The sequence below is a fragment of the Shimia sp. R9_3 genome (assembly GCF_017743755.1).
Lineage (GTDB): Bacteria > Pseudomonadota > Alphaproteobacteria > Rhodobacterales > Rhodobacteraceae > Shimia.
Window position 1 is genome coordinate 1 of record NZ_JAGHRP010000018.1, and the last position, 25,110, is coordinate 25,110.

A 25,110-nucleotide genomic window follows, 5' to 3' on the forward strand; every position below is an offset into this window, starting at 1 on the left:
TACAACACCAAACGACCGCATAGTGCACTGGGCTACCGCCCTCCGGCTCCCGAAACCATCATCCAGATGGACCAAAGGCCGGTCATGCACTAACAATCAAATTGGACCACTTAGGTGGGGCTGATCAGGTCCGGGTCACCCTGCGCGCTGGCGACAGTTCGCCGATTGGGGCCATCCTGAACGGTCACGTGAAAAACTCCGTTGTCGAAACGCTGTGCGAGAAAGGGGCTGTTGTCACCCGGCGCTTTCCACTGCCCCAACACCGTTCTTACGCTGCCGAAGCTCGGAATATCTCCTGTAATTTTGAATGAAAATCCGTGCCAGAATTCTTCATCATGGGATGGGCGTAGGTTCCCATGAGCACGAATTTCGGCACGTTGGCAATTGTTGCAACTCGCTCCGCCGTCGCCGTCTCGAACATGCACCGTGATTGATTGCTTTCCGCTAGGTGCATCGGTTGAGAAGGAAATTTGTCTTTTCTTGTTAGGTACTTGGCGGGTGTGTCATTTCTTTAGGTCCAGAGCATTCAATTCGAAATCGTCAATGTAGGTCGGATACGTCATTTTAAATTCTCCAATCTCAAATCTAATGGCACTATACACAGTGACTACCGAATTTTACGTCATATCGGCCTTAGCCATAGCGGAATTTAGAGAGTTGTCTGAAACCGTGGTGTAGATCTCCGTGGGCTCGAGGCTTGCGTGGCCAAACAACTTTTGGAGCAAACGGATGTAAAAACCTTCTTCAATGAGGAGTGTTGCCGACAAATGCCTGAATCGGTGCGGGGTTCGATGCAAAGAAAATAAGGACTGCTCCCCCAACCGCTTTTGAAATGCTTGTGGGATCAGACGATCACAACTAGTGTTGACCTGCTCCCCACAGGGTCCGCTAATTCCGGTGAGCTCTGTTCAGGTTTTGGTCTCCATTTGATCGGTTAGCATATTCGTGTGGCGTCAGGCCAGCGAGACTGGAATGAGACCGGTTGTGATTGTAGTCGACGCGCCATGCCGCGATCATGCTGCAGGCATGGCGCAAAGACGGGAACAGGTGTTCGTTCAGGCGCAGCATTTTGGTCGGGTTTTTGTACAAATCTCGTGCTCCCGCACACACGCGCCAACAAGTGGGCAATACCGCTAGAAAGATACTGCAGACTCAGCTCTGGATCGCATGAAGGTCAGAGACAGAATTATTGGCTGAATCGTCGTTTAGGACCTGCATCAGTCTTGTTAGAGATGAGGGAAACTGGGGGAGGCAATACAATTCCGAAATCCCAGAAATTGGCGCTGATTGCTACCCGTTTGCTTTAGCGAAATTCAGCAGTGGAAACGAAACCAATCAGGAGGCAAAGAATAGGAACTGGGTGAGACAAGCATATGCCTTTCAAGATGGCGACCCAAACGCCTCATAATCTGAACTAGTGACATCTACTCCCATCACAGTAGAGTAGCTTTCATTCGAATCGGTTTTTATATAGTTTTTGGGTTATTTAGATGACGTACATTCGCGGTCGCACCACAAATACGTTCACAGCAATTTCTGAACAATTTCTTACTCAAAGCTCTGGGCAGAGTTTCGATATAGGATCATCGTTTGTCTACCAAGGATCCGATGCAGAGATTTCTATTTTAGACAATGATCGCTGGTTGTCTGGTGACTATTGGCGGAATGAGCTCGGGGATGACCGCCAGAGCGGTGCAATTGATGGCGTTTCAGCAGGAAATATGTATGCGGAACGTGTCTTCTTGCTTCAAGGCAGTGACGATCAATACTACTACCTGATTGAAATTGAGGGTACTCGCCTTTCTAACGATCTGTCACAAGATGATTACTTTACTTTTTTTGGCAATGTGCCTGAGGCCGGCGTAGAATTCACCGCCGTCAATGTCTTCAATGTTCATTGCGGTGTGCTCTATTCCCAGTTGGATGCTGGACCACAGGCGAATACTCAGTTTACGAATGACGACGACCTAAACATCGCAGAAAACAATGACCCAAGCATTGTCCTTGCCAATGTCCTCGACAATGACAGTTCTGCTGAAGTTCTGGTTGTTTCTGCCGTCAATGGCGATACTGCGGTCGTGGGTGCCTGGATAGACTTGGCAAGCGGCGGTCGCATTCTTGTCGCGGTCGATGGATCCGTTCAATTCGACACCGACGACGCCTTTGAAGGCCTAGCAATCGGTGAAAGTGCGACCATTACCGTAAGCTACACGGCGCTAACCCCTTTTGGTGCCTCTTCTACTTCTGAAATCGAAATTACGGTTAGCGGAGAGAACGATGCACCGACATTGGTTCAGGGCATGGGTTCGGCGAGCGAAGACGGTTCGTTTGTTGACATTGATCTGTCAGTGCTAGGCGCTGATGTGGACAGCGACGACGACGGCAGCACACTGAGCTATGCAATAACGGGTGCATCTGTCGAAGGCAGCGCTTCGATCATAGGCACCACTCTGAAATTTGACCCGGTTTCCGACTTCCAAGATCTGGCGTTGGGTGAGACGCGCGATGTGGTGATCGAGGTTACGGCAACAGATGCGCACGGGGCCACAGCAGTCAATGATGTGACGGTCACGGTTTCGGGCACAAATGACGCACCGACTGTTCAATCGGTTATCAATGTTCAGACCAACAGTGCGGATGATAGCTTTACTGGTATCGTTTCCCCTTTGTACTTCACTCTGAACAACCGTGCAGACGATGTGGATAGCGATGATGATGCTGGTAGCTTGACATACTCGTTTGGCGACTTTGTGAACGGCGATTTTGTTGTCACGGCGACGGGTTTGCAGCTCAATATAGCAGGGAACTACGAACACCTTGCCCTCGGTGAAACCACTCAAGCCACGGCAACGGTAACTGCCACCGATAGCAACGGGGCTGTCTCCAACGAAGGAACCCTGAATTGGACGATCACAGGCACCAACAACGCGCCAACACTTACTGTCGGAATGGCGAATGCCGCTGAAGACGGCCCATCTGTCGACATTGATCTGGCTGCGCTAGGTGCCGATGTGGATAGTGACGACGACGGCAGCACGCTTGTTTATGAGATTATTTCGGCTCCCTCGGAAGGAGCGGCAATGATCTCAGGCACGACACTTACCTTTGATCCCGGAGAAGATTTCCAAGACCTAAGCGAAGGTGAAACACGTGACGTTACAGTCAGCGTGCACGCGATTGATCGTCATGGGGCGGCCTCGGAGCCAGTAGACGTCACTGTGACAGTGCAAGGTTCCAACGACACTGCACCCGCTCCTCCGAGCTTCGGTGTGCGTATTTTGGGCGCTGGTTTAAATGATCAAGCGGGGTTTTCAGTTTCTGGCGCCGGAGACATCAACAATGATGGATTCGCGGATGTGTTGATCGGATCTCCGACGGCGGATCCGGGCGGGGCTAACAACGTCGGGCGAACAATGGTTCTGTTCGGAGGCGATGACCTCGCTTCAAGCGCACAATTCTCTCAGATTGATGGCGCTCTAAGTGTTGGGGTAGACGGCTCTTTGGATGGAGATTTTGCCGGCTACGATGTGTCCGAAGCGGGTGATGTCAATGGTGATGGCATAGATGATTTCCTCATCGGTGCGTTTCTGGCCGACAACGACGGAGAGTTCACGACTGGACAGACTGGGGTTGTTTTTGGCGTGGATGGCCCGGCCGGCGAAACTCTTCCCGCAACATTCGACCTATCCGTCCTAGATGGCTCAAATGGTTTTGTAATTAACGGTGTCGATGCTCGTGACGGCCTGGGTTTGTATGTCTCATCAGCAGGCGATGTAAACAATGATGGCGCTAGCGATATTGTCATTGGTGGCTTCGAAGCCGATGGCGGTTACGTTGTCTACGGACGGAACACGGCAACGCAGGGGGATTTTTCGGCGACACTCGAACTTGCAAATCTGACGGGTGCGGATGGTTTCCGGCTTGATGCTGAGAGTTCCACACCTTCTGAAACAACATTGCAGGTGGCGTCCGCTGGAGATGTGAACAATGACGGAATAGATGACCTAATTCTGGGCGAATATCAATTTCAAAGGTTTGATGGCGTCAGTTTTGATGGCCAAGCATACGTTGTTTACGGTCGCGATAGTAGCATTGGCGAAGATTTCGGAACCTCTGTTGATTTGAGCGCGCTAGACGGTACGGACGGGTTCACTTTGTCAGCGATTGATGGTGGTGACGGGCTTGGGCGTTCAGTAGAATCTGCAGGCGATGTAAACGGCGATGGCATCGACGACTTTATCGTCGGCGCTTTCACGGCAGATCGAGACGGCCTTAACGCGATTGGAGAGACCTATGTGGTGTTTGGCCAAGATAGTGCTGGCCCCGACGCTTTTGCAGAAAATTTTGACCTCTCGTCAATTGACGGTACCAACGGGTTTGTATTGTTTGGTGGACAGGCAATTTCTCGGGTGGGTTTCTCGGTTGATACCGCAGGGGACGTAAATGGTGACGGGGTCGATGATTTACTGCTCGGAGCGTTCCTAAACGACACCGCTGGAACAAATCGCGGAGCTGCATATGTAGTATTTGGTAAGGATACTAACAGCGAAGGCGATTTTGATCAGGCAATCGACTTGTCACAGCTTGATGGCGCGGATGGGTTTGTTTTCATAGGCACCGCTCCGAACACTCAGACTGGATGGCACGTATCGACAGCGGGGGATGTTAATTTGGATGGGTTCGATGACTTCGTTGTTGGGGCTCCCGCAGCGAATGGATCAAGAGGAGAGGCTCTTTTGGTCTATGGAGGGGCGGAAAATCTGGCTGCTTTTGATGCAAGTGACGGCGCTTCCGATGGGATCGCGAGTCTCGCGCTCATTGAGAATTCGCTGATTTTCTGAAATTCTAGCATCTCAGATGTCACTAGCGCTTTCTTAGAGACCAACTTCGCTCCAAAGAGAATGTAGCTGGACCGGGTCAGTAAGTTCTATCTCCACGTCGCCTAAGAGCGCTTTGGCGACGTTCGAGGCGAAATATCTAAAGCGGCGAAATATTGCGAGCAAATACTGCGTAAGCATCAGCGTGAAATGGTGTTCAGCTCTTTCTCAAACGTTTCTGCCTGACAGTCCGGTAGTCGATGAAGAGCTAGTTCCATAGTGAGCAATCTGAGCAGCTTTGTTATAGATCTCCCCAGGGGGTGTTGTCACGTTAAATTCCCTGCGGTTGCTGGTGTTTGGATTTGGGCATAGGTGACATCGATGAATTCCTCACCGATCAGCTACAAGCGTCACCGATTTCCTCCTCAAATCATCGCCCATGCAGTGTGGTTGTACACCCATTTCAATCTAAGCCTACGCGAAGTTGAAGAGATGCTGCTGAAGCGCGGGATCGACGTGTCTTACGAGACTGTCCGGCGCTGGGTCATAAAGTTCGGGCCACAGATCGCGCGCAAATTTCGACAGCGACAGGGCACCCCCGGGGATATCTGGCATCTCGATGAGGTTGTCGTGAGAATTTCTGGCCGCAAGTATTGGCTTTGGCGCGCGGTCGATCAGCATGGCGTCGTTCTGGATGAAATCATCCAACCGAAACGCAACAAACGTGCCGCCAAACGGCTATTGCGCAGCCTGATAAAGCGTCTTGGTTTTATTCCCAAACGGATCATCACAGACAAGCTGCGCTCATATGGTGCTGCCAAACGGGAGATCGCGCCGAGTCTGGATCACTGGTCGCACAAGGGCCTCAACAACCGGGCTGAAAACAGCCATCTCCCATTCCGAAAGCGAGAACGAACAATGCAAGGCCACCGGTCTGTCGGCGGGTTGCAAAGGTTTGTGGCCACCCATTCAGCCGTTCGCAATCGTTTCAGTGTCCCCGCACGTCGCCGCTCAGCCCTAACAATCAGATATCACCGCCTAGAGGCATTTGACGCCTGGAATGCTGCCACAAAGGCCGCTTGAAATCCGAAAACCCGGATTTCTATGTAAATCACCGGTTAACGTGACAACACCGTCAGTCTGCATTTTTTGGTCATAGGTGATGAACTGGACCGGTAGCGCTGGAAACCGGATTTGACCGCCCCCTCGCCAGAACAAACTAACCGACCTATGAGGCGAAAAAGTTCGCCAGTCACCCCCGAAATTAGAGTTTTTCAACACAATCAACTCAACTAGTACCTTCGGTTTTTTAGCTGCGGGCGCTTACAGCATTAAAAGAGCCTCCAGATCCAGCGAGTTAGTGGCTTTGCCCTCCGGCAGGGAAACCCACCAATAGTGCAAATCGCTGCGCAGCTAGCCAGACCAATCCTGAGGTCACCCAAATTTTCTGCCCTTGGGCGCAAATTCTAAGAGCTAAGATTTAGCTGAAGGTGTTCAGAAATGGTTACTTCCGCCAGTCAAAGTGATCGAGCTTGGCTGCGCCGAAGGCGCGGGTACTATATTGCAGCTAAGACCACACAGAATAAGGTGGAGATGGGGGCAAAAGCCCTCAGCAATTCTACTCTCTAAAGTAGCGACCTCCGATCAGACCGGCGGTTAAAAACAAATTTATAGGATCGCTGTTGCGACTTCAGATCGCCTTAAGTTTTATGGTCAAACCAACGTTTGCTTTGTTGATCAGGTTTTCTCCCACTTTTCTTCTGGCCATGCGTGTCGCCCCCTGTCCAACACGCTAAAACCGCCATTCATACGTCGCCCAAAGCGCTTGGGTCGAAACATCCGATCCAACTGTGGAGCGCGCCTCAAGGTTTAGGCTGCCGCCATGGTCAAAGGCGCGCTGGTAGCCGAGGCCAACTTCGCCGAAAATCTCGCTTTCGCTGCCACCGGATGCCAAGACAAGCGTGTTGCCAAAGATTGTCACGTCTACGGCAGAGGGGGCATCGGCGTCGCGGTGGACTGCTGCCAGAGAGGCAGACAGCTTGCCGCCAGCGAGGGATGTCGCATAGCTGCCACCCAGCCGCGTTTCGTTGAATTGCACGTTGCGCTCGCCAACCGTGGCGTTGGTGATGCCGCCGGTTTCCGTGTAGCCGCCAAGATCATGATAGCCATAGAGGAAGCTTGCTTGCGGGGTGAACACCGCGCCATTAGCCAGGGTGTGATCCCGCTGCGCGGCAACCAAGGCGGTCAAAATATTACTTGAATAGCCGGCCGAGACTTCGGAGCCATTGGCAATGCGCGTTTCTTCATGGTCGAGGTGGCCATAACCTAGCCCAAAGCTCAGATCGGCAAACCCGTAGTCCTTCGCCAAGATGCCACTCAAGACCACGCCGCTTGTGTCAAATGACGCCGTACCAAAGGTCCCGTTGTTCTCCAAATAGCTGGCTCCGAGGCCAAAGCGCAGGCCCGTGCCGAGATCGCGTGTCACCCCCGCGCTGGCGCTCCACATGTTTGAGGACAGCCCGGCAGCGCTTGATCCTGCATCGCTATCGCTTTGACTGCCGCTGATCACAAAATACGGGCGAAACCCCTCTTCAAGCGGAAGGCTGCCTTTGGTGCTGATCACGGATTGAACGCCGCTGTCGCTTGGGCCCGTTATACTCTGTAGTTGGCGTGCAAGCCCATAAGACAGGCTGGCAATTTCAAAGGACTGATGCGTGTTTGGCTGCGCTTCTTCTGCGTCATAAGAGGTGTAAACCGGCGCTGCTCCACCCTCATCTTCCACAAACCACCCTTCGTTCGCTCCCGAGACCTTAGTGGTAAACACCCCCTGCACGGTGTCCGCGTCTTCAAAGCGATAGACCAGTCGGCCTCCGACGTTAGTCAGGTTCACATCGTGATCGCTGACCCGGATCGTGCCATCGACATTTGCGGAGGTTTCGATATTCAGCGTCCCACCCCCGTTACCAAGATAGACGGCGTAGCTCTCTGCCGCAGCGGTGGCAGAAACATCCCCTGTGATCAGCAGCGATCCTTGCAGCGCATCGACGCGAATACCGTAGGCTTCGCTCGCTGCGCCGTCGGCAGACACTTGAATGGTGCCACTGTGGGTCAGCGCGCCACCCGTTGAAACCTGAGCGGCGCGCAGCCCGTCTGCGCTCACAGGCCCAGTCCCGGAGGTGGCAACACTTATGGTGCCAGTGTTTTCCAGCGCGCCATCGATGATCCCGCCGTCAACGCCATATGCAGAGCCCCCAAACGACATGCCCGCGTCAAGCACAACACTGATCGTCCCGGAGTTTGAGAACACCCCGCCTGTTCCGATGTCGCGCATTTCAACGCCAGCAGCGTAGGCAGACGAGAACCCTGCGTTTGTCGCACTGACCTGAAGCGTGCCAGAGTTGCTCACAAGGCCGCTGATGTTGTCCACCTCAAGACCCGCCGCGTTGGCCAACGACGTACCAACGGCTGCAACGGTCAGATTTGCTGTGTTCTCAAATTGACCGGAGACGTCATCCATCTCGATGCCATCGGCAAAGGCAAAGGCCCCGTCCGCCAAAGCTTGGATAGAGCCAGAGTTTGTCACCTGCCCGCCAATGTCATTCAAGTCGATGCCATTTGCATGGGCGGGCGATACTCCAATGGACTGCACGGAAATGCTTCCGCTGTTTTCGAGCATGCCTGAGACTGCGTTCAGATTGATGCCTTCGGCGGCCGCGCTGGTCCCGCTCGCGGTGATCGCAATTGTGCCGGAATTTGAGAGCGCGCCGGATACATCACTGCCATCAAGGCCAATCGCACGCGCAAAAGAGGTCGCATTTACAGCAATCGTCAGAGCGGCTGTGTTCACCAGATCACCGGAGGTGTTGCCCACCCCGAAAGCCGCGAGATTTGCGCGTGCCGCATTGGTGGCAGTGATATCGATGGTCCCATGGTTTTGCAGTGTTCCTGAAACGGTATTTGCCGAGATGCCTTCAACACGTGCACTCGATCCGTCCGTGTTGATTTGGATCGAGCCGGTATTGGTGACAGTGCCAGAAATGTTTGACAACCGGACGCCGCCAACCTCAATGCTTGATCCCTGTACGTTCATGTTGATCGTACCGGAATTGGTCAGAACGCCAGATACATCCCGTGCGTCGATCCCGTAGGCAGTCGCATGGCTATTGGCGTCAAGCGACAGGTTCACATTGCCCGAATTGGTCAGCGCACCTTCGATGTTGAGCGCAGAAATACCATAAGCTTCACCACTTGACGCGTTGTCGGCGTTCAGTGCGATGTCTCCGGTGTTGGCCAGGGCGCCCGTGCTGCCAATGTCCTGCACCAAAATGCCCTGCGCTGTCGGATTTCCTCCGGACGCTGTGATCGCCATCGCCCCATCATTTTGCAGCGCGCCTGTCAGGGTGTCCACTTCGATGCCGATGGCCTCACTTCCAGAGGTTGAGAGGGCTGAAACGGTCAGTGCGCCTTGGTGCGTGACGGTCCCACTTACATCCTCTAGCTGGAGACCCGTGGCCGTTGCAGAGCCGCTCGTTGCTTCCGTTGCGACAGAAATACTGCCTGTGTTTGACAGAACACCGCCAATGTCATCCGTTTCGATACCGCGCCCACCCACGCGGGTGACGCCGGTCGACTTGACCTCCAAGTCACCTGAATTTTCGAAATTGCCCAGAATATCATAAAAGTCTAACGCATCAGCAAATGCGCCGTCGACAGTGGCAATGGCTTCAACGCTTACGGTACCGCTATTGGTAAGGGTAGCAGAACTGGAGATCTCCCCGATATCAAGGCCATCTACCCCAGCGGTTGTACCGCTCGCAGCACCGAATATGGCACCTGAGTTGTTCACGCTCCCGGTAAGATCGCCGACCTCAATCACGTCAAAGAACGCGCCGCCTTTTGCTGAGGTGGTGTCTACCGATAGGGCGCCGCTGTTTTCAAAATCACCTGAAACATCAAAAATTTCGACAACATCCGCGGTTGCGCCGTTCTCACCAACAATCTGCATACGGATCGCGCCGGCGTTGGTCAGCCGTCCCGGAAGATAACTGATCTCGATCCCATCACCAGTTGCGTTTCCTGCGCCGCTTATTGCACTGATTTCAATCGTTCCTGAGTTGACGACATCCCCTGTCACCGTATCGATCTGGATGCCATCGACATTGGACAAAGTGCTCCCTGAGGATGTTTCTATTGCGACAGAGATGACGCCCGTGTTTATAAGCGTACCATCAACAGTGACCGAGCGAATACCGTCGGCAATCGCCTTGCTGCTCACGTCCACATCAACGTCAATGGTGCCCGAGTTGATGAGCGTACCAGAGGTGGCGTTTGTCTTGATGCCCGCCGCCGTTCCGAACGTGAGGGCCGAATTTTCGATTGTAATGGTGCCGCTGTTTTCCAGCGCGCCTTGCACATCTCCCTGAATGTCGATGCCATTGAGGTTGGCAGAGTCTCCTGCCGCAGCGCCCATCGTGATCGTTCCGGAGTTCACAACAGAGCCTGACAGGTCGCCATTCAGGTCCACCGCCGCTCGGGTTCGGTTGATGCCTTCTGCGGAGGACAACAGCCCGTCGTTGGTCAGGTTGCTGGTGTAGTCCGCGACGTTGACCACAACAAGGCCAGAGCCTGACAGAGGGGAGACATCAATCGATCCGGTACTGGTGATGGTGTGGTCTTCATCCACACTGCTCACCAACGGCGTTGTCCGTGCGGTTGAGACAACCTCAGCGCTACCAACACCAACGGAGAGCGCCATCAGGGACACCGTGCCTAAGAAAAGCGATGGCGCGACGCTGGCGACCTTGCCCTTAAATTTCGTCAAACGACCACCACGCGCAACCGCACGTTTGTTCTGCTCTCTCAGCATAAAATTCCGCCTCACCCGGCTAAGTTTCCATTAGCAACGCCTCCGGTTTGCCCCAAAGTGCATTCTATTCGCCCTGCCTTTTGGCATGGTTCAAATTGTCCCTAAAGGGGGGCAGAGCTAGGAATTGGAGCAAATGTGGCGTTTTAGAACTTTAGTTTATGCCTTGTTTTCTTGGTCTTCTTTCACAGAGCGCTAGGTTGCATAGTTTTTTGGCGATCAAACTCACCCGCTTAAGACAATAACGCTCTGCTTCCGCCCAAACATCTTCCGACGGATCCGACTCACGCAAGCGCGTTCAAAAGGTCAATTGTGCAGAGGCAGCCCAATTCTGAGGTCTCACTGGTGTGAGATGGCCTCCGACATCTGCGACATATGCTTCTCATAACGCCGCCATTTCCCCACGGAACTGCTGTAAACCGGCTGTCGAACCTGCGTGATGCTGGCCGTCCGCACGCGGCGTTTGGTTTGGTGGAAGTTCAGGCAAGCCTCTTCCCAATCCAGCCCGCAATGGCTTAGCAGATCGCGCACCGTCGTTTCGCGATCAGCGACTAACGCTTGGTAGTCGACAGTGTGAAGGGCGCCAGCAGGCAAAACCTGCTGCCAATGCTGCATCAATTTGCGGTAGCCGTTGTAGTAACGGGCCATTTCGACTTGGTCGTAGCTGTGGAGTTGACTGCGCTCAAAGAGGCGGGTGAAGCCGGAAAGGCAGCTGTCCATGCCGTCTCGGGCCACATGAATGATTTTCGCGTTTGGGAGCAGCGCGTGAATGAGGCCGATCATATCAAAGTTTGACGGCATCTTGTCCGTCACAAACGCAGCACTGTCTGACAGTTGCGCAAGGATTTGGACATAGGCATCGATGCGGTTTTTCAGGAGCTTTTGGCCCGGGTCTTTCAGCAAACTCGGGAAAGCCGCCGACGTTCCATCGGCCCTCGTCTCAAAAAGTTTGCGCAGATCGTTGAGTTCCCCTGCGCCGAATACCTGAGAATGGCTGGCCAGAATGCTCTCGGTCAGTGTGGTGCCGGAGCGTGGCATGCCAAGCACAAAAATCGGCGTCGCGGTAGGGTTGGCGAAGGGGCGTAGCGCCGCGATGGTTTCCTGATCAAATGTATTGATGATGTCGTCAACCTGCTGATCCCGCGCATCGGCATCATATTGGATGGTGGCGCGTTTAAGCGCCGCCCCCGCTTCATATTGCGCCCAGGCTTCATCATAACGGCCAAGCGCGTCGTAGCAGTCTGCGAGGCCAAAGCGATAGGCGATCTGCTTTGATGTGGACATTTGATCGGCTTTGGGCAGCGCGCGTTCGAGCGCTAAGAAAACAGGATTCGTTGCCTCTTTGGGTTTTGAAACCCGGCTGAGGGCGACAAGTGCGGAGGTGTCGTCTGGATCAATAGCCGCAACTTTTTGAAATGCATCGCGCGCCTGTTCCATATCGCCCATCTCCATATGGAGATGTCCTAGGCCCATGAGGCTGGAAGAGAAGCCAGGGTCGATCTCCAGCGCTTTTTGGTAGTAGCACCGCGCGGTTTCTGCGTCTGACAGGGTGCTGTGAGCATGTCCGATCTGATGCAGGCAGGCGGGGTTTTGTTCGTCTAGATCAAGAGCTTTCTGAGCGACTGTCAGCGCCAGCTGCGGATGGTTCTTTTCCAAGAAGACCTGAGACAGGCCCAGATGCGCCGTGGTCAAGCTAGGGTCTAAAGTAAGCGCCTTGCGGAAATGCCGCTCCGCCTCGTCAAGCTCAAGGCGCAGCAGATGGATGCGACCCATGTTTCGCAGTGCCTCGGCGTTCTTGGGATCGTGGGCCAAAACTTGTTCGGCTTCCGCCAGCGCCTCGGAGAGCTGATCCCGCTCGATCAATACAGTGCAAAGGTTGTTGCGGCTCTCATGATGAGCCGGTGCAAGGTTCAGCACACGCTTGTAGTGGCTGATGGCCAAATCCGTGTGCTTTTGGTCGCGTGCGATTGAGCCGAGGTTGTTGAGTGACGCGATGTGATCGGGGGAAAGCACCAGCGCGCGCTCATGGATAGCCTTGGCCTCTTCTAGTTGCCCATCATCATAGTAAGCCAGAGCTAGATTGGCCAAAGCCGGGACAGAAGGCGACGGCAGAGCGATGGCGCGCTGGCCGAGTTCAATGGCGCGATCCAACTGCTCTGCCTTGCGCAGAACTTCCACCATATTGGCCAAAAGCATCTGGTTTGCCGGGTCATGCGCAAGAGCCATTTCCAGCGAGGTCACTGCGCGCTCAATGTCGCCGGTTTGGAATGCGGCTAAACCTGTCAGTTGATGCGCCATCGCATTTTTTGGCGCTGCCTCCAATAGGCGTCCGCAAAGATAAATGCAGGCACTATATTCGCCACTTTCAAAGTGTCTCAGCGCCATTTGTACGGCCTGTTCAGGAGTGAGAGTCGTGGTCTGAGACGCCTTGGAAATGGCTGATGGCATGGTGTGCGTTCCTTTTTCTTACTCAAGATTTATCCGAGCTGGCGAGAGGGAACAATCTCGGGTCTGTGCATTTCTGGGACTTTCGGATTTGCAGGGCAAAATTCGTATAAACAAAGGTTATAAATCTGATTTTTCAGGGTTTTCTACTGATCTGACCTCGTTAAGAGATGTCAGAAATCGCGCAGCGGAAGCACAAAGACAACGCCTTTAGCACGCGATTTCAACGAGACTACAGGGACGGACATATGGGCATGGAAGACAGAACTCAGCGGTTTGCGAGCAGCGGCGGGCGTATGACAAAATGGAAAGGACAGGCTGCGAGCCTGGCGCCTTCGTTGATCCTTGGACCGGTCTCAGCGACGGCCCTGATGATCCCAGCTGCGCTTGCGGAAACGGTCGATTCGGAACGCACCGCGCCGTTCGTCACCTCAGTCGACGAAGACCATAGGATCACTGAAACCGGAGCTGTCCGGGTGACCCCTTTGAGCGACAACGCCTTGGTGGAAATCAATCTGACAGACTACACGAACACCCTGTCCAATCAAGGAACCATCGAGAGCTCAAACGCGACCGATGGAACACATGCGGCTATTGCCATCAATGGCACCTTGTCCGGAACGGTTGCGAACTCTGGCAATGTGACGCTTCAGGCTGCGGGCGCGAGTTCCGCAGATCTGCGAGGCATGGATCTGGACCTGGTGTCTGGCGCGGTGTCCAACTCCGGTACAATTGCGGTCGCGGCCGATGTCACTTCGGATGCGCGCGCACATGGTATCAGCGGCAGCGAAATCTCTGGTTCGATCACCAACTCCGGCGATATTTCAGCAAACGCCGATGGCAGCTCTGCGATTGCGGCTGGGATTTACGTTCGCGACGTTTCTGGGGATATCGAAAATACCGGCAACATCACGGCAACCGCAAACGGCACCGGAACATCAGCGACCGCCTATGGAGCACGAATGATCGGCGTTTCCGGGTCTTTTGTGAATTCCGGTACGATTGATGTGAGCGGCACAGCTGGGAGCGAAGCATCCTCCTACGGCGTGCGAGCGTTTGATGTCAGCGGCGTGGTGACAAATACCGGGACGGTGCACGTTTCTGCGGCTGCGGGTACCAACCCGAATGCCTATGGGGTGGACTTTGACACCATTGAAGCAGGCGGCGTTCTATCAAACTCTGGCACCATTGAGGTGACCGCCGCCGGAGCGAACGGTTCAAGTGGCAGCGCTGGTGGCATCGAAGTCCAATCTATCGACGGCAGTTTGAGCAATTCCGGCGACATCTCCGTTGCTGTGAGCGGGGTGAGCTGGGCTTATGGTGAAGGCATCAACAGTTCAAGTGTGTCGGGTGATCTCGAAAACTCAGGCAATGTGATTGTGCAAACCTCTGGCATGAGTTCTGCTTCGGCGACGGGTGTCGCAACACGTTTTGTCTCAGGCACTGTCACCAACTCCGGCAGCATCACAGCTCGGGCGAACGGATCCAGCTATGCCTACGCGACGGGTCTAAGGACGTTTAGTGTTGATACCTCAAGCGAGGTCACCAACAGCGGTTCCATCGTCGTTGAGGCACAAGGGCAAGGCTCCAGCGTAACTGCCACTGGTATGCGGTCGATTTTCCTTTCGGGAACGCTCACCAATAGCGGTACGCTCCAAGCGACAGCAAGTGGCAGCACCGCGAGTGCCACCGGCATGTGGACGATGAGTGCTGACAATACGGCGCGTATTGAGAATTCTGGCGATATCACGGTGTCAGTGAATGCGGTGGCCTCCTCGGCGCAGGCAAACGGGATGTTTGTAGGCGGAATGAGCGGCGCATTGCTGAATTCAGGCACGGTATCTGTTCAAGCGAATGGCCAATATTCAGAGGCTGCTGGCATTAGCGCGGGGCAGAACGAGGGACCTTTTTTCGGTCTTTCAGGAGATGTGCTCAACGTTGGCGTGGTCGAGGTCTCAGCAACCGGGACAAGCGAAGCAAGCACCTTTGGCTTGAATGTGGGCTCTGTTGACGGAAGCGTCACCAACACTGGCACGCTTTCGGTCACAGCTGCAGCCGAATTTGGTGGGCTCGCAACTGGGATTGCGGTCCAAGACGTTGGAACAGCGGGCAGCATCACCAACAGCGGTGACATCACGGTTACGGCTAACTATTCGGACGCAACAGGCTTTTACGCAGCGGGGATCGGCTCTGGGCTCATGGAAGGCAGCTTGGTCAACGATGGCACCATAAGCGTAACCGCCAGCCAGCCAGCGCCTTCAATGGCCGATGCAGCCTTCGTTGCGGGGATCGGGGCGCTTGAGGTCGCAGGCACTCTTGATCACACAGGCGCAATTGAAGTCACCAGCGCAGGTGGCACAAACAGCCAAGCCTACGGTATTTATGCTGCGACCCTGTCCGGTCAGATCAACATCAGCGGCGATGTCGCAGCGCAAGGGGCGGAGCGCACCTATGCCATCTATCTTGGCGACGGCAATGGAGCGTTGAATATCGAAACCTCTGCGGAAATCGATGGGACAATCCGTGTGGCCGATCACGATGTGGCGTTGACGCATTCCGGCGACACGCGTGTCTATCAGTTTGAAGACGCCAACACCGTGGCGGGGACCTTCACCACCGATGTGAACATCGACAACGGCGCTTGGTTTGTAAGCGACGAAGGCGGATCAGCCCCGGTTTACACTTCGGCAGTGGGTGAAGATTTTGCCGTGAACACTTTGATGCCATTCGAACTCAGCGGGCTCTCCGATGACTTGTCTCAGGAGCTGGGCGTCCAAAGCGGTGGTCAAGTCAGCCGCAATGCGACAGCCGAGCGCGTGTCAGATATGCCTCTAAGCAGCTTTGCGCGATTTGGCTACAGCCGCTCTAAAGGCACCACTGCAATGGGTGCCGAGCGTGCACATCTTGGCGCCCTCACAGCAGGGCTAACGGGACAGGCGCAAGATCTGCGGTATGGCGTGGGGCTTTCCTTCGCCTCGGGTAATTCCAGCCAGGCTTCCAACAACACGGATACCGATGGGGTCTACCTGAGTGCAATGCTGGCCAGAGACTTCGGTTTTGCCGATCTCAGCATTGGTATTGGCTGGGGCGCGTTTGACCATGAGAACCGCCGCGCGATTGCTGGCAGCGCGGACGCCGTGGGGGACTATGACTCCACGCTCAAATCCGCCTACGTGGGCATCTCTCGCGCCTTCAAGCTCTCGGATCGGTTCACCCTGACACCGCGTGCGTCCTACCTCTATGGCGAGCAAGAGATTGATGGCTATACTGAAACCGGCTCATCAGCCAATGCCACTTTTGGTACGCGCGACATCCAGTTTGAAGAAGCCCAACTTGGCGCATCGCTGTCCACATTGCTTGGAAATGGTGTCATGAGCTTCTCTCTGGACGCGGTGCATCGCAGCGTGGACAGCCCGGAGTTGGTTGATGTGTCGATCTTTGGCACCACCACAGCGCTGACGGCCGGCGGGTCGGAAGAAGGCACGCTTGGTCAGCTGGGTATCAGCTATCAGACCGATCTGGGGACGCGCGGATCGCTGTCACTGTCAGCCAACCGCCGATTTGGCTCTGGTGCGCAGGATCAATATGTCTCAGCGGAGTATTCCTGGACGTTCTGATGCTGTGTGTTCTCTGCATCACGCGCTGACCCTCCGCGACGTCATGGTTGCGAAACGCGAAAGCGCCAGTCTATCGACCACGCGGCCTCTGCACCCTGCGGCGGCCGCGTTGCCACACCAGAATTGACGAAGCTAGGACCTCAATATGCCCTCCAAATCCCGCCTGACTTTTGCGTTTTTTGCCTCACTGACCTGTGCTTGCGTCATGATGTTTGAGGACATTGGTGAGGCCATGGGAGCGGAGTGGATTGAGCGCTGGGACGATCTGCATGTGTGGGAAGTGTTGATCATGATGTTCCTCTTTGGCGCCATCACTATTCTTGGCCTCGAAGTCGCCAAAATGCGCCGCTATCAGGAAACGCTTGAAGACAAAGTGGGTCGCGCATCGCAGGCGTTTGAAGACATGCTAAACGCCTATTTCGATCAATGGTCCTTCTCTCCTGCTGAGCGTGACGTGACGCGCCTTTTGCTCAAGGGTTGCACAATTTCTGAGATGGCAGAAATCCGGAACGCCAAAGAGGGTACGATCAAAGCGCAGACAAATTCGATCTATAAGAAATCGGGTTACGTTGGAAAATCACAGCTGTTGAGCGCGCTTTTAGAAGACCTGACCAATGGCGGTTCTGTGGCCGCTTAGCGACAGGACTTCCGCAACAGCGGCGAAGGAAAAAAGCGGTTTTGTACGATTCGCGAGCATCAAGAAAGGTCGCGGGGAAACTTGATCGAAATTGACCTGCTCCCCTGAAGAGTCCTCACTTTGAGGTTAGCCTGTTCTCCAACTGAGGAGACAGACGATGAAGAGAAGCCGATTTAGAGAAGAGCAGATTATTGGCATCCTGAAAGAACATCAGGCGGGTTTGAGCGCGAAAGGGTGTTGTCACGTTAACCGGTGATTTACATAGAAATCCTGGTTTTCGGATTTCAAGCGGCCTTTGTGGCAGCATTCCAGGCGTCAAATGCCTCTAGGCGGTGATATCTGATTGTTAGGGCTGAGCGGCGGCGTGCGGGGACACTGAAGCGATTGCGAACGGCTGAATGGGTGGCCACAAACCTTTGCAACCCGCCGACAGACCGGTGGCCTTGCATTGTTCGCTCTCGCTTTCGGAATGGGAGATGACTGTTTTCAGCCCGGTTGTTGAGGCCCTTGTGCGACCAGTGATCCAGACTCGGCGCGATCTCCCGTTTGGCAGCACCATATGAGCGCAGCTTGTCTGTGATGATCCGTTTGGGAATAAAACCAAGACGCGTTATCAGGCTGCGCAATAGCCGTTTGGCGGCTCGTTTGTTGCGTTTCGATTGGATGATTTCATCCAGAACGACGCCATGCTGATCGACCGCGCGCCAAAGCCAATACTTGCGGCCAGATACTCTCACGACAACCTAATCGAGATGCCAGATATCCCCGGGGATGCCCTGTCGCTGTCGAAATTTGCGCGCGATCTGTGGCCCGAACTTTATGACCCAGCGCCGGACAGTCTCGTAAGACACGTCGATCCCGCGCTTCAGCAGCATCTCTTCAACTTCGCGTAGGCTTGGATTGAAACGGGTGTACAACCACACTGCATGGGCGATGATTTGAGGAGGAAATCGGTGACGCTTGTAGCTGATCGGTGAGGAATTCATCGATGTCACCTATGCCCAAATCCAAACACCAGCAACCGCAGGGAAATCAACGTGATAACACCCCCCCCGTGTTATGGTGTCGGACAAACTTCGCTCTTACAGAGCCGTTAAAGTGGAGATTTCACCCGGTCTCGAGCATCGCCAGCACAAAGGTCACAATAATCGTACTGAGAATTCAATGGCTCTGTTGCAAATTTTCGATTTGGCGGCAGGTATCCAACCTTTAGGCACACTTATGCTGCTAATTGACTTTCGATCATTGCGACAGCCTCTGTCATTATGCAAGGTCCAACACCGAAAGCCCGCTCGATCATGCGCTTTTCTCCTACCGGATCTCTGGAAAAGTTGAAGGCCCGGCCTTGCCCTTTTCGCAGCGCTCTCATGACCTCGAAACCTTTGATTGTCGCATAGGCTGTTTTCATCGTCTTGAACCCGCGCACTGGCTTAATCAGCTGTTTCAGCTTACCATGGCTGGCTTCGAGGATGCTATTGAGATATTTTCACCTGTCGGCGCTATACATCTCTTGCATATTTGCCTTCGTCTTTCAGCTCACCCAGGGCTGCGGCATAAGTTGGGGCCTTGTCCGTGTTAATCACGCGGGGCTGTTCCCAGCTTTTTAATCCTTTCAGTGCCTTACCAAGAAAGCGTTTGGCTGCTTTCGTGTTCCGCGTCGCAGAGAGGTAGAAGTCGATCGTATTCCCCAGTTTGTCGACCGCCCGATAGAGATAGGTCCATTTGCCTTTGACCCGGATATAGGTCCCATCCACGCGCCAACTATCTGACATTGGGCGTCGCCATTGCCAGCGCATGCGCTGTTCGATTTCCGGGGCATATTTTTGAACCCATCGATAGATTGTGGAATGATCAAGCTGCCCCCCACTCCGACATCATGGCTTCCAGATCACGGTAGCTGACCCCGTACCGGCAGTACCGACGTACGGCCCACAAACTCACCTCACCAGTTAAATGGCGCCCTTTGAAATCATTCACATCAAAGCCTTCAGATCAGTACTTCCGTCAAGCCTGATAATTCCAACATAAATTTGCAACAGAGCCCGTCGTGTTGCCATTACGTCTTTTGCCTAGCAATTTAGTATTTTGATAGGTATGTATGTGCCAAGCAAAACCTAAAAATGATTGACATGACATCTCTGAGCAGCATCGCAATGAGCGCCTATACCGACCTAGTGCGCCTCTTGAAAGACGGCGTCTTGTCCGGTGTCGAAGGCAAACCGACGCTCAAAGAGCGCGGCGCCAAGGCCTATTGGTACGCAGCGCGACGCATCGGCACCGAGATGCGCTTCACCTATATCGGCGAAGATAGCAACGAAACGCGTGAACGTATCGACCGGATCGAAGAGCTGCATGCAACGGCCAAGGAGCGACAGGCGGAACAGGCCCGGCTTGTGCGACTCTTGCGCGCCGAAGGCATGACCCCCACCGACCGGGCAACCGGTTCCATCCTGTCGGCGATGGCAGCGGCAGGGACTTTCCGTTTGGGTGGTACAATCGTCGGGACGAACGCGTTCCGGCTCTATGAAGGAGAGCTAGGTATTCGTTTGCCGTTGGGAGGCATGGCAAATACCGGAGATATCGACATCGCCCAGTTCGAAAAACTTAGCGTGGCCCTACAAGACCAAGTCGACCCAAGTCTGGCTGAGACTTTTGCAGCGCTTAAGTTTGATCCCTTGCCAGCCCTTGACGACGGCCGAACGTGGCGATGGGGCCAGGGTGGCAGCGGTCAACTGGTCGAGTTTCTCACGCCGGCATTTGGCGATGAAACCATCCGCAATTTGCCTGCTTTGGGCGTGAACGCTCAAGCGTTGAACTATCTCAACTTCCTGATAGCCGAACCGATCCATGCAGCGGCGATCTATCGATCCGGCGTTCTAGTTCAAATTCCACGCCCCGAGAGATATGCAGTCCATAAACTGATCATCGCCGATCGGCGGCGAGACGGGGCGGGGAGCCTAAAATCCGCAAAGGACCGCGAGCAGGCGGCCTTCTTGATCGAGGCGATGGCCGAGGACCGACCCGATGATTTGGCCCGTGCCTATGCCGCTGCTCTGGAGGTTGGCCCACGCTGGCGGGAGCACATCGGCAATTCTCTTAAACGGATGCCGAAGACAAAGGCTATCATCGATACTCTGGATATATAACCGCCGCAAGAAGGCATCGTGGCTCCGCAACACCACCATCCCTCTACACCGTCCGTCGGAACAGCCTACGCGCATTGGGTTCGACAAGTAATACACTCGGGCACTGCCATCTTACTTGCTCACGGCCGCTGGTTGCCTTGTCTGTTTTTGAAACAGTTATTTCGAGAGCGGGGACAGAGGCTTTAAGTCCCAAACGCTAGACAACACAACAGCCCCATCCAACTTCGCATCTACAAGCATGCCTTTTCGGCTTGTTATTGCATTCTTCCAGCGCCCGAAGCCTTTTGACATCCAACACACTCATGCCCCAACCTAGCTTCATATTTATAGAAGGTCGCGTCACTGATGCCCTAGAGGCGCAACAGCTCCTGCGCTCTCGAACAAGCCTCATGTTCTTTAATTATATCCACGGATATGCTCGTACGAAAATCTGAGTTTCATAGTTCATCTTTTGACTAGATGGACTACTACCGCCTCAATGGACAGATTTCATGAGCTCAGGTCAATCGATGCCATCGGGGAGCACAAGTTCAACATGGCTCACGCCCAAAGACTGCGCCAATTCATAGAGTGTTATTACAGTAGGATTGCGCTTGCCGCGTTCTAGTCCACTCAAATACTGCTGACTAAAACCAGAAATTTCTTCAATTTGTTCCTGCGTCAAGCCCTTCTCTCGGCGCAGGCGCCCAAAGTTTCGACCAACCAATTTCCGCATATCCATGCGATTGAGGGATGGACCAATAGCGGATCCATCAGTATCAACTTTAATATGTAAAATGAGGTTTTGATATGTATATTGTTGCTACCTTTTCCCCCAAAGGAGGCTCCGGAAAAACCACCGCTATTATGGCCCTTGCGTTTGGCATGATTACTCAAGGCAAACGCGTTGCGGTGATGAACTGCAATGAACAAGCCGCAGTTAGCCTCGCCTCGCGACACTCTTCCGACCTGAAGGTCTGGTATGATCAATTCTCAGCCGGCTTAATTCGCAGCACACAACTGAAGTTGTTTGAATGCACCTCAGTAGAAAACGTACAGGATGCAATGGCCGTCGCTAGAACTGAGGGCTTTGATGTTTTGCTTATCGACACCTCTGCTATACTTGAATCGCCTCAATTGGCGGCAATCGAAGCGGCAGACCTCGTTGTTGCACCAGCGATCACGACAGTGGAGGCAATGCACATCATACGCGGCATCAAAAATCTGGATCTCGACACGACAAACTTCGTCGGATTGGTGACCGGCTGCCGATCAGGCCCACAAGAAATCCAAGAGATACGAAATGCATTTGGTGAATGTGAAATGTTTCACTCAGAGCTTCCTTGGGCCAGTGTTTTTGCACACCAAATCCTCTATGGTGATCTTGCGCAGAAGACTGCATCCTTGGCATGTTCGCCAGGTCGACCTGGCTACGCCCGCTTCATTGACGCCCAAAGTGCTTTCGTTTCAGCTCTAAGACTAAGCTTTGAGATTGAATGGATGCTAAAAGGACTTCGCTTGGACAGCCTAAACCAAAATCCAACAGTAGAATTTTTGGGATTCGAAGAACTATCAATGACGCTCACCAACTAAAATTGGTCGGGAAGGCACTTGAGCAAGCCTAAACATAACTCAGCAAACGAACCTTGCTATCCCAGTAAAAGCTCACCCTCATTCGGAGAAGTAAAGATGTCGAAACCGTTAGAAAGCCTACTGGGCGAACTCAGGTCGCTTCAAGAGGCCGCCGAAAAACTGGGTAAAAGGCATCCAAACTTCGACTACAAGTCATACATGGAAGAGATTTGGAGCAACGATTGCAGCAATCCCGCACGCACCAACAGTCTAGAAGAAATTGAGAATAAAAGTGATTTAGAGCTCTCTAACAACCTAGATCTGCAATACAGACTTCTCACGGCGGCTTATTTAACCTGCGACGATCGTGAGATCGATCAAGCAGTCAATCGTGTCTCGAATGTTCGTCGGATGAAAAAACAGGGCATTTTTGACCTCATGGACTGAGCTACTCCCCATCTGTTGGACAACTTTCTGCGAAACTTAAGCTACTCTCTGCTCAAGCTTCTGAAACGTTAGAACGCAACGCGTGCTATAATAGTGACGGATCAACTTTGCTCTTTTGGAGCCGCTAAAGTGGAGATTGCACCCGGCCTCGAGCATCGCCAGCACAAAGGTTTGAACAACGGGAGCGAAGCATCGCACCGATACACTCGACCGCAAGAAAAGATTGTGGGGCGCTTCAAACACCCGAGGCCAGCGCAACGTTTCCTGTCCGCGAAGGGCCAGATTACCTTTGTGTTCCACCCAAAACGCCGCCGTCGGTCCACCAAATCATACCGCTGCGCGAGACACCCTGCAGGCTGGCTATACAGCGCGCTTGTCAACCCACGATCAAACCGCCGTCCTGTTTCACCCCCAACACTACCGCCCTTCAGACCAGTTCTACAACCATACCCAAGCCGCTGCATTCAAGCTTTGGACTGAATATTCACGCGAGCTCAACGCTTGAAATCAGCGCAACGTACCGATCGCGCGCCATCGAGAACAACCTGAAAATGCCCACCTATATCCAGATCGCTTCATCGGAAACCGAACATTCTTTGAAGTAAAAAACCACTGATCTGCCCTTCACCGAACATCGGCAACGAAAAATCGAAGTTTATGTAAGCGCCAAAATTTCAGGGGGAGTGACCATGAAGCATGTCACAAGCTGATCCCTCAAAAGAGTTGCTCATAGGTCGGATAGCATCTTTAAGTTGTAGTTTATTACGCAAAAAGTCACCTAGGGTGGCGTTTCAAAATTTAGAGATTGCAAACATCAGATTCATCCTAGCAGCTGCGCTAACAACCCATTCATAAGCTGCGAGGCAAACACCAAAATACCACTTCGAACCAAATCGCGGCAGCGCGAAATTTTTTGAGGTAGTGCTGCAGCGCCTACGTGCCGATGCATCTTCCCCAAAACAACCCAATCAGCAAAACCAGACAATCACTTAGGCATCTGCAAGGTCACTCAGATCAAGCGACAAATGCAGAGACTAGCGACGCGAGGAGTCGGAACCTCGTAGCCAATCTGGGTCAACCTGCCTCAGCACTGCCAAAAAATAACATAAGACAAATTACAGGATTCCAAAATCTGGCCCCGCGAACCAATGAATTTGTTGGTTCGCGACACCCCAGTTTTTTGAAGTCGGAAACAAAAACTGAAGTGCCGCGAGTGTCCCCGAGCTGTCGGAAAAGCTCGCGTTGCGAAAGGAACGAGGGAAATCGTCATGAGCAACAGAGGACATACCCAACTTGTCAGAGGCGGCCAGACGACACAACACTGGACGCGTATGGCCACTCAGGTGGTCAAGTATAGCATCTCAGTCGCCGCTGGTGTGTTCACACTTACGTATGCGATCTTGGTGATGAATAATTACGAAATGCCTAAGGTTCATCTGACCTACGTCTATTGGCTCGCAGAGTTCAACGTAGAGCAGCGCGGCACCGAATTGCGCGAATTGAGCTATATTGAAGAGAACGGCGAACGTGTGACCCGCACCGCTGGCGAGGTCTATGCGGACAAGCGGATCAAACACATTTCTGATCTGTATTCCTACAACGCCAAGAAATTTGCTTTTATCTCGATGATCCCCGCCGTGGTCGGGTTTATCCTAACCTTCGGCGTGTTTGCGCTTGTGGGCCGCACATTGAACCAAGAGGAACATGTGCGCGGTGCTCGGCTTGTGTCAGCGAAAGAGCTCAAGGCATGGTCCAAAAACAAATGGCGCGAGTACGAAAAGAAGTTTGGCAAAAACTCGAAGAAAGGCCCGCGCTACTCCATCGCTGGCATCGAGTTCCCTCCAAACTCTGTTGAGGCACAAATCGGCATCACCGGCACCGTGGGTGTTGGTAAAACCAATGCGATGCACGAGCTGCTGAACACGATCCGCGAAATGGATGGCCGCGCGATCATCTATGACCGGATGGGCGGTCTGCTGCGCGATCACTACGACCCTGACAAAGACATCATTCTAAACCCATTTGATGATCGTTCTGTCGGCTGGTCGCCATTCAACGAAGTGTCGTCTTCTGAAGGCTTTGCCCAAATCGCAGAGGTGATGATTCCGGATCAGCAAGGCTCTCTTGATAGCTTCTGGACGCAATCAGCCCGCTTGGTGTTTCAGTACGCGGCGCGTGAGCTTGCGAAGGCAGGCAAAACCACCAACGCGGATCTGCGCAAAGCGATCATGAACATTCCGTCTGAAGAACTTGGGCGATTGGTCGCTTCGACACCCGGCGCCCACTTCTTTGGTGAGCATGTTGCAAAGACATCCGGCTCGATCCGCGCGAACTTGATCACAGAGCTGCGCTTTCTGGAATATCTGCGCGATGATGCGCCTCCCTTCTCAATCCGCGATTGGGTCAAAGAGGATCGTCCTGGCTTTGTGTTCCTGACCGGCAACGCAGAACAGTCCGCAGGGCTTTGTCAGGTTGTTGCCCCCCGGGCTCAGCTTGGCGTGAACGTTGCCACTCAGGGGGCCAATTGCGTTGCATAGCCAGCCCACAACTCGAAAGCATCGTTTCGCGCGTGGCGGTATGATTTGGC

General features: G+C 53.6%; 12 protein-coding genes and 4 pseudogenes. 9 read left to right on the forward strand and 7 right to left on the reverse strand.

The window, feature by feature from the left end:
• Window positions 1-617: 617 nt before the first annotated feature.
• The gene (locus J7412_RS21075; RefSeq protein ID WP_209081647.1) at window positions 618-893 is read right to left on the reverse strand and encodes a tyrosine-type recombinase/integrase; all 276 of its coding nucleotides are present in this window, start codon (window positions 891-893) and stop codon (window positions 618-620) included.
• Window positions 889-1,059 (reverse strand): annotated as a pseudogene (locus J7412_RS21080) (integrase core domain-containing protein); the annotation flags it as partial. The pseudogene J7412_RS21080 and the gene J7412_RS21075, both read right to left, overlap by 5 nt.
• A gap of 431 nt (window positions 1,060-1,490) precedes the next feature.
• Between J7412_RS21080 and J7412_RS21085 the strand changes: the two are divergent.
• Both J7412_RS21085 and J7412_RS21090 read left to right on the forward strand, forming a co-directional pair.
• Window positions 1,491-4,841 carry an integrin alpha gene (locus J7412_RS21085; protein ID WP_209081616.1) on the forward strand — a complete coding sequence of 1,117 codons (3,351 nt, stop codon included), beginning with the start codon at window positions 1,491-1,493 and terminating at the stop codon, window positions 4,839-4,841.
• A gap of 357 nt (window positions 4,842-5,198) precedes the next feature.
• A complete protein-coding gene (locus J7412_RS21090) occupies window positions 5,199-5,900 on the forward strand; it encodes an IS6 family transposase (RefSeq protein WP_209081618.1) in 702 nt (233 codons plus the stop codon).
• Between the two features lie 709 nt (window positions 5,901-6,609).
• On the opposite strand, the gene J7412_RS21095 is transcribed toward J7412_RS21090, so the two are convergent.
• Together J7412_RS21095 and J7412_RS21100 are read right to left on the reverse strand one after the other, a co-directional pair.
• Window positions 6,610-10,683, reverse strand: a complete 4,074-nt coding sequence (locus J7412_RS21095; protein WP_209081620.1) for a hypothetical protein — start codon at window positions 10,681-10,683, stop codon at window positions 6,610-6,612.
• Window positions 10,684-11,019: 336 nt separating this feature from the next.
• Complete coding sequence (locus J7412_RS21100; RefSeq protein WP_209081622.1) at window positions 11,020-13,128, reverse strand: tetratricopeptide repeat-containing sulfotransferase family protein; 2,109 nt, start codon at window positions 13,126-13,128, stop codon at window positions 11,020-11,022.
• 251 nt (window positions 13,129-13,379) lie between these two features.
• On the opposite strand from J7412_RS21100, the gene J7412_RS21105 reads away from it, so the two are divergent.
• Together J7412_RS21105 and J7412_RS21110 are read left to right on the forward strand one after the other, a co-directional pair.
• A complete protein-coding gene (locus tag J7412_RS21105) occupies window positions 13,380-16,742 on the forward strand; it encodes an autotransporter domain-containing protein (RefSeq protein ID WP_209081624.1) in 3,363 nt (1,120 codons plus the stop codon).
• A gap of 145 nt (window positions 16,743-16,887) precedes the next feature.
• Entirely contained in the window at window positions 16,888-17,379 is a 492-nt protein-coding gene (locus J7412_RS21110) for a hypothetical protein (protein ID WP_209081626.1), read from the forward strand.
• Between the two features lie 284 nt (window positions 17,380-17,663).
• Here J7412_RS21110 and J7412_RS21115 read toward each other — a convergent pair.
• Window positions 17,664-18,365 (reverse strand): annotated as a pseudogene (locus J7412_RS21115) (IS6 family transposase).
• A gap of 64 nt (window positions 18,366-18,429) precedes the next feature.
• On the opposite strand from J7412_RS21115, the pseudogene J7412_RS21120 reads away from it, so the two are divergent.
• A pseudogene (locus J7412_RS21120) lies at window positions 18,430-18,543 on the forward strand (IS6 family transposase); the annotation flags it as partial.
• A 55-nt stretch (window positions 18,544-18,598) separates the two neighbouring features.
• Here J7412_RS21120 and J7412_RS21125 read toward each other — a convergent pair.
• Window positions 18,599-19,356 (reverse strand): annotated as a pseudogene (locus J7412_RS21125) (IS6 family transposase).
• Window positions 19,357-19,532: 176 nt separating this feature from the next.
• Here J7412_RS21125 and J7412_RS21130 point away from each other — a divergent pair.
• On the forward strand, window positions 19,533-20,525 hold the full coding sequence (locus J7412_RS21130; RefSeq protein ID WP_247744050.1) for a GSU2403 family nucleotidyltransferase fold protein: 993 nt from the start codon (window positions 19,533-19,535) through the stop codon (window positions 20,523-20,525).
• 502 nt (window positions 20,526-21,027) lie between these two features.
• Here the strand turns inward: J7412_RS21130 and J7412_RS21135 are convergent.
• Window positions 21,028-21,246: a helix-turn-helix transcriptional regulator gene (locus J7412_RS21135; RefSeq protein ID WP_209081630.1), complete on the reverse strand. Its 219-nt coding sequence runs from the start codon at window positions 21,244-21,246 to the stop codon at window positions 21,028-21,030.
• A 68-nt stretch (window positions 21,247-21,314) separates the two neighbouring features.
• On the opposite strand from J7412_RS21135, the gene J7412_RS21140 reads away from it, so the two are divergent.
• The 3 genes from J7412_RS21140 (at window position 21,315) to J7412_RS21150 (ending at window position 25,060) form a co-directional block, all read left to right on the forward strand.
• Window positions 21,315-22,097: a ParA family protein gene (locus J7412_RS21140; protein WP_209081637.1), complete on the forward strand. Its 783-nt coding sequence runs from the start codon at window positions 21,315-21,317 to the stop codon at window positions 22,095-22,097.
• A 96-nt stretch (window positions 22,098-22,193) separates the two neighbouring features.
• Window positions 22,194-22,523, forward strand: coding sequence for a hypothetical protein (locus J7412_RS21145; protein ID WP_209081645.1), 330 nt, complete (start codon window positions 22,194-22,196; stop codon window positions 22,521-22,523).
• 1,406 nt (window positions 22,524-23,929) lie between these two features.
• On the forward strand, window positions 23,930-25,060 hold the full coding sequence (locus tag J7412_RS21150; protein WP_247744052.1) for a type IV secretion system DNA-binding domain-containing protein: 1,131 nt from the start codon (window positions 23,930-23,932) through the stop codon (window positions 25,058-25,060).
• Window positions 25,061-25,110: the final 50 nt, after the last annotated feature.